Genomic DNA, 755 nt, shown 5'->3' on the forward strand with positions numbered 1-755 from the left:
GCCGTGAGCGGGCCGCTCGCGTAGCGCAGCGACAGGCCCGCGTTGGCCGCGCCGTTCGCGCCGGCGAGGCCGCCGGGCGCATAGACGGCGCTCGCGGTCAGTCCGCCGACGGTCGGGCTCGTGTACTGGATCGCGTTGTTCCAGACCGTGTCGCCGGCGATCGCGCCGCCGTACGACGCGACGAAGGTCTGCATCACGAGCGGCGAGAACAGGATCGACGCGCGAAACGGATTGACGGCCTGTTCGGCGAGATACAGCAGGTTGGTTTGCCGCCCCAGCGTCACGGTGCCGAACGGGCCTTCGATGCCCGCATATGCGTTGCGTCCCCAGTACGGGTCGGTCGATGTGCGGCCGATGCCGCCGTTGACCGGCTGGAAGAAGCTTTCGAGCACGGCGAGCGCGCGGTAACCGCCGCCGAGATCCTCGGCGATACGCAGCCCCCAGTACGGCGCGGTAAGCCCGGGGCTCTGCATCGCGATCGCGGCCGGCGGGCCGCCGCTGCGCTTCGTGCTGGCGACGTCGAGCCCGATCAGGCCGTACAGCGTCGCGGACGTTTGAGCGTGGGACGAACGGCCGGCCAGCAGGCCGGCGGCCGCGCAGCACAGCGCGGCGATGCACAACGATCGGACCTTCATGGTGGGGGCTCCGAAGCGGCGTGCGGCGGCGCGGCGAACGACACGGCGCGGGTGCGCGCCGCTCGTGCCTACGCGGCGCGCACCGCGAATTCGACGGGCAGGCGGGAGAAGTGCTGCGCG

The 755-nt window shown here is 72.1% G+C and carries 1 protein-coding gene; it reads right to left on the reverse strand.

Annotated features, from left to right (window positions below; all coding sequences use genetic code 11):
- On the reverse strand, window positions 1–635 hold a 635-nt coding region (locus G3O00_RS42950), incomplete at its 3' end, for a porin (RefSeq protein WP_206146628.1).
- Window positions 636–755 lie beyond the last annotated feature (120 nt).

The sequence above is a fragment of the Burkholderia sp. Ac-20384 genome, assembly GCF_017104605.1.
Taxonomy (GTDB): domain Bacteria; phylum Pseudomonadota; class Gammaproteobacteria; order Burkholderiales; family Burkholderiaceae; genus Burkholderia; species Burkholderia lata.